We start from the raw sequence: 5,854 nt of genomic DNA, 5'->3' as shown, positions 1-5,854 counted from the left end.
GCCACCGCGCTGGCGGGCGTGTACGGTGTTCCCCTGCGCGTCCATCTGCTGAGCGTCTTCCTCGGGTCGATACCCGGGTCGGTCATTTATGCCCTGCTCGGCGCGGGCATCATTTCGCGCTGAGAAGTCTTGCGGTGCAAGCGACTTCCCGGCGCACACGTCGGGAATCTTCATCCCGACAATCCCCCAACCGTCTCGCGTCCGGGCGGAAAGTGACGGAATTCAAGGGCCAGACCGGCCCGGGGCCTAACGTTCTTCCGGCCCGCGGCCGGCGACTTCCCGGCGCAGAAACGCCAGCGCCACGCGGGTGTCGTTCTTCACGGTCTTCTCCGAAACGCCCAGTTCCTTCGCCACCTGCTCAACCGTCTGCCCGGCAATGAAGCGCATGTCTATCGCCCACGCCTGGCGAGGGTGGAGCCGCTCCAGTTCCTCCATGGCCTTTCCCAGGGCGAGCAGTTCCGGCTGGAAGGGTTCGTAGCCCCCGACCGCGTCGGTCACCAGCGTCACGCGAATCATCTTTCCGCCGCGCTTCTCCGCCCGGCGCTTCTTGGCCTCGTCGACCAGATGGCGGCGAACGGTGCGGGCGGCCAGCGCCATGAAATGCGTCTGATCGTTGATGGCGAGGGACTGGGTGTTCTTCAGGCGGGCGTACACCTCGTGGACGAGGTCGGTGGTCTGCAGGGTATGCGCGCGATTCTCCTTGGAGAGAATCCGGCGGGCGATGCCCCTCACCTCGTCGTAGCAGGCGGCAAAGAACCCGTCGAGGGACGCGTCGACGGGCGCGGGCGGGTTCGGGGTGGGTTTGGGTTCGTCGGCGTGCATGGCTGGGCTGTTCGAGTCTCTGCGCAGAACAGTATCACGCCACGGACGCAGGAAGCAACCTGTCACCGCGAGCCTGAGGGTCCGGGCGGGCCCGCCGTTTGACGGCGGGCCCGCGAGGCCGGAACGCTGGTTCAGCGACGACGGGCGATCGTCGCCAGGCGCGGCTGCACGTCGGGTGCCCCCGAGAGTGCGCTTGCCGGGCACGGCCCCTCGCACGGGTCCACCGAGGGATCGACCTGCATGCCACCCATCACCGTGTTCCCCACACCGCAGTCCTTGATGGTGATGTGCCGGTAGCGGCCCACCGCCTTGACCGAGTTGTCGAAACTGGTGGGCGTGCAGAAGCCGAAGCGCATCGACTCGCCCATGAGCTCGATGTCGTAGGTTCCGTTGCCGGACCCGTCGTTGGCCCACAGACTGTTCTTGTTGGCTCCGTCGATCACCAGGTAGCCCACCGTGAAGTTATCCGCGGAGTTGTTCCCGAACACCTTCCACCGGGTGGCACTCTGCTCCGAGCCCCAGATCTCGCCGCCGGGAAGCTGGAACGAGGCTGGCGGGGCTTTGCAGAGGATCACGCCGATGTAGTTCTCGTAGGTGGTGTTGCCCATCAGGAGGCCTTTCTCGTCGCTGGCGAAAATTCCGAACAGGCCGTTGCTCACGTCGTTGCCAACCACCGCCACGTCATCCCCGTTGAGCGCGAGAATGCCATCGGCCTCCAGCAGTTCGCCGGCGAAGAAGCCATCGGTGACTCTCACACGGTTGCCCCAGATGACCGCGCGGTCCCCGTGGTGCAGGACAATCGCGTTCTGGTGTGCGTCGATCTGGTTGAAGCCAACGGTGACGTTCGGCGAACGCTCCACGAGAACCGCGACACCGCCCACCGTCCCCGTGGGCCGGATTGCCAGCCCCCAGATCATCACGTTCGCGGTGTTCTTGATGTGCAGAGCGGGATCGAGCGTGTAGTCGAACGGATCGGCGTCGGAGTCGATCTCCAGTACCGCGCCGGATTCTCCAATGATCGAAACCGACGTTCCGATCAGGACACCCTGGGACTCGGTGTGCAGCCCGGACTCCAGCAGCACGATGCCGTGCGTACCGGCCGCGACGATGGCCGCCTGCAGGGCATCGACCGAGCCGGCCGGCACCACCACCGGCGCGGTGGCGCCGATGAGTTCTGCGACCCCCTGGTCCGGCTTTGCGGCCAGGCGCTCCAGTCGTTCGAATCTCGTCAGATCAACGGTATCATCGGAGTCGGCGGTTACCTGCACCGGATCGTCGCTCGCACAACCGTAGGAAAGCAGCAACATTGAGAAAAGCAGGACGCACCATCGTCTCATGGCTCGGGCTCCTTTCGCGGGCGGGTGCCCGCCAGGGTTGTCTGAGGGGATGGCGTGCGGCGCACGCCCTTACAATGGTGCTAGCGCGAAACGCATCTCCGGGGGGCAGCGGTGGGAGGGTCGGGGTGTCATCTGCCCAAACCGGGCGACCGAGACCAACCAGGACCGGTTTACGCTGCCCGCGACCGGCCACTTTGCCGCTCTCCATGGCGGGGTGGAGGGCCGAATGAACGCAAAGCTTTACCGGGCAGCATGCGACTTGTTTCACAAGGCGTGCGCACTCCCCCCGGAACAGCGCGACGGCTTCATAGAGCGTCATTCCGGGGACGATCGAGCGCTCCGCGCGCTCGTTCATGAACTGCTGGCCAACGATCCGGAGCGTTCACAACAGGCAACCACCTCTCCAGGAAGTCCGCCGGCCGGGGATGATACCGACTGATCGGCCCGGGCAGTTTGACATGGCCGGTGCGCCCGGGCGCGGCGTACAATCATTACTCATCCCAAATGAACCCCGAACGCTATCGTCGTGCCTCCGAGTTGCTGGCCGAAGCTTTCGAGTTTCCGGCCGGCGACCGGCTTGCCTATCTCAGGATGAAGTGCGGTGAAGACCTGGAGCTCTTCACCGAGGCGAGTTCCCTGCTCGAGCATGCACTCGAGAGTGCGTCGGAGATCGGCGCATCCCCTCTGAAGCATATTCGCTCCACGGCGGACGAGGAGTCGCTTTGCGGCAGGAACGTCGGTCGCTTCAATGTGATCGATGAACTGGGCCGCGGCGGCATGGGTATCGTGTGGCGCGCCCATGACCCCGTGCTCGACCGTCCCGTGGCCATCAAGTTCCTGCCCGCCCCGCTGGCACGGTCGCAGATGGCCCGCGAACGCTTCCTGAGCGAGGCGCGGGCGGCCTCCTCGCTCGACCACGCGCACGTCGCAACAATCTACGACTTCGGCGAGGCGGAGGGAAAGTCATTCATCGCGCTGCGCCTCGTGGAGGGACAGACCGTGGCGCAACACCGGGCGGCGGGACCGATGCCCGCCGCGACGGCGCTGCGCGTCGCCATTGACGTGGCGCGGGCGCTCGAACATGCGCACGAGCGGCGCGTGCTGCACCGCGACGTCTCGGCCAGCAACGTCATGATCACCCCCGCCGGACGCGGTATCCTGCTCGACTTCGGTCTCGCTGCCTCTGCCGGGGCGGCGCGGAGTGCGGGGCGGCGCGGAGGAACGCCGTACTACATCGCACCCGAAGTGCGCAAGGGCGCTGCGCCGGACGAGCGCTCCGACATCTTTGCGCTGGGCGTGGTTCTCTACGAGATGCTGACCGGGCGGTATCCCTTTCCGCCAACCGAGACCACGGAAACAGGTGGACCATCACTCTCGTCGCAGGATCCCCCTCCACCGAGGCCTCCCGGCGTTCTGAACCCGGGCCTGCCGGCCCGTGCCGACAGTGCCGTGCTCAGCGCGCTCGATTCCGATCCGCACAAGCGGCCGCGCACGGCGGGTGAGTTCGCGGCGGAACTCGAGGTCGCACTGCTGGATCTCACCCGCCCAGGCCACTCGCGCCGGCCACGCAGAATCGCCATGTACGCCGCAATCGGTGTGGCCACGGTGAGCGCGGCGGCCTACATTGCAACCCGCGATCGTGCCATCGTCCCCGTCGCCGCACCCGTGCTGGCGGCATGGACGGTCCCGGGAGCGGACTCCGCGCGGGCGGCCACGCTGGAAACACTCCTGCAGACGGGTCTCGCGGAGAACAGCCCGTGCCGCGTGCTCAGCGCGCAGCATGTCTCCGGAATCCGCAAACGCGCCGCGGCGAAGGGCCGTCACGACGCCATCGACCTCGCCCGTGAGGCCGGGGCAACCCTGGTGCTCACCTCGGAGATCACCGCGTCCGGCGATGAGCGCATCGTGAGCTGGAGTCTGTCGGAGACAGCAAGCCGCCGCTCGTTGAAGCACGGCCGGATGGCCGCCCCTGACCTCATGGCCGCCGTCGACTCCGTGATCGCACAGACGCTCCCGGATATCGCGGCCCACAGCGGCACCCGGGCGCCGATCGCGCGCAGGCTGCCCGCCATGACCACGTCGTCCGCCGACGCGTACGAACTCTACATGCAAGGCCAGAAACTGTACCTGGAGAACCGGTACACCGATGCGGTGACCGTACTGGACCGGGCACTCGACATCGACACCACGTTCGCACTCGCGGGGTACCAGCAGAGCCAGGCATTCAACGAGCTGGGCAGACAGCCGGCGGCCCATGCGTCCGCCGACCTGGCGTGGCGTCATCGCGAGCGCCTCAGCCTGCGCGACCGGTTGCGCGTGGAGGCGTGGCGCGACCGACTTGCCTTGAATGGCGCGGACGCCATGAAGACGTACGCTGAAATGCTGGATCGATGGCCGGACGACCACGATGCACTCAAGGAGATGTCCATTGCCAAGTGGTGGTACTGGCACTGGAGCGAAGCCCTTGAATATGCAGTCACAGGGCTCGCGCTCTACCCGGACGATCTCTTCTTCCTCGAGATGACCGCCGGCGGGTTGACTGCCACCGGACGCGCCGACGAGGCGATTCCAGTATCACGGCGAAGAATCGCAATCGACGACTCGTTTGATGCATGGGACATGCTGGCGGACAACTACATGGTGCTCGGCAAGCCGGACAGTGCATTGGCCGCCCTCGAGCAAGGCATGCGGGTGGATCCCCGGCCGCTGGAATTGGAGAACAGACTGATTACAATCGCGTACGTCCGCGGCGACCTCGAGCAGGCGATCGAACTGGCGGAAGCGTATGCCGGGAACAGCGGCCTGACACCACGCGAGCGATACCGAATGAGGGTCAACACGGAGAGCGGGGTTGTCAGCTACTACCTCCGGGCCGGGCGGTATCGCGACGCGCTGGCGCTGCTGACGGAGGCGAACCAGAGCGCGACCGAGGTCGACGCGGTGAGACGCGACGTGAACATGTGCAACCTTCTCAGCCGCATCGGCCGTCACGGGGAAGCGCTGGACTACATCGTCAGGTGTCGCACGACCGAGGGCTGGACCCGCGACCCCAACGTTTCCAAGTACAATCGCCCGGATGGCGAGATCCGCTCGCTCATCGCCGTGGGCCGTCTTGGCGAGGCGCGGCAGATTCTAACCGAAGACGAGGCGCGCGGCCGGGAGACCATGATGTTGTTCGCGAACCACTATTTTTCGGCGGCCAGGCTGGCACTGGCGGAGGGAGACGCCGGGCTGGCCATCGAGCAACTCGAACTCGCCGTGCGTTACGGGAAGATCTGGGCATTCACGGACATCGACTACCGCCTGATGCGCGCGGAGGCCTTCCAGATGGAGCAGCGCCTTGACGAAGCCGAAGCGGAAGTGCGCGATGTCATTGAGCACCACCCCGGCCACCGCATCGCCCGCTATCATCTTGCCCGCATTCTGGATGAGCGCGGCGCAACCGATGCGGCCGCGGCGGAGTACCGCAGCTTCCTGGAAGGCTGGTGGCGCGCAGACCCCGACCTGCCGGAAGTAATTGCAGCGAACGAGCGTCTGTTGGCGCTCGGCAGATGAAACCTACTGCGTTGCCAGGCCGCTGTACGGAGGGGGATCGAACTTCGTGACCTTCTGATAGACCACATCCCTGTTCAGGAATTCGATCGAGGCGATTTCCTCCATCTCCACGTGATTCAGCGCGTTCGACTGGTGAATCG

General features: G+C 65.9%; 3 protein-coding genes. 1 reads left to right on the top strand and 2 read right to left on the bottom strand.

What is annotated here, in order from left to right; genetic code table 11:
* Positions 1-246: 246 nt before the first annotated feature.
* Entirely contained in the window at positions 247-822 is a 576-nt protein-coding gene (locus tag OEX18_15430; GenBank protein ID MDH4338659.1) for an ECF-type sigma factor, read from the bottom strand.
* A gap of 131 nt (positions 823-953) precedes the next feature.
* The gene (locus tag OEX18_15425; GenBank protein MDH4338658.1) at positions 954-2,159 is read right to left on the bottom strand and encodes a hypothetical protein; all 1,206 of its coding nucleotides are present in this window, start codon (positions 2,157-2,159) and stop codon (positions 954-956) included.
* A 504-nt stretch (positions 2,160-2,663) separates the two neighbouring features.
* Here OEX18_15425 and OEX18_15420 point away from each other — a divergent pair.
* On the top strand, positions 2,664-5,714 hold the full coding sequence (locus tag OEX18_15420; protein ID MDH4338657.1) for a protein kinase: 3,051 nt from the start codon (positions 2,664-2,666) through the stop codon (positions 5,712-5,714).
* Positions 5,715-5,854: the final 140 nt, after the last annotated feature.

Source organism: Candidatus Krumholzibacteriia bacterium (assembly GCA_029865265.1).
GTDB lineage: Bacteria > Krumholzibacteriota > Krumholzibacteriia > WVZY01 > JAKEHA01 > JAKEHA01.
Note: the sequence above shows the minus strand (reverse complement) of the source record. Positions and strands in the feature narration are given on the sequence as shown.

What these genes read in the sequence shown, in the direction of transcription:
- OEX18_15430 (MDH4338659.1), bottom strand. Translation starts at nt 822, where the DNA reads ATGCACGCCGACGAACCCAAACCCACCCCGAACCCGCCCGCGCCCGTC.
- OEX18_15425 (MDH4338658.1), bottom strand. Translation starts at nt 2,159, where the DNA reads ATGAGACGATGGTGCGTCCTGCTTTTCTCAATGTTGCTGCTTTCCTAC.
- OEX18_15420 (MDH4338657.1), top strand. Translation starts at nt 2,664, where the DNA reads ATGAACCCCGAACGCTATCGTCGTGCCTCCGAGTTGCTGGCCGAAGCT.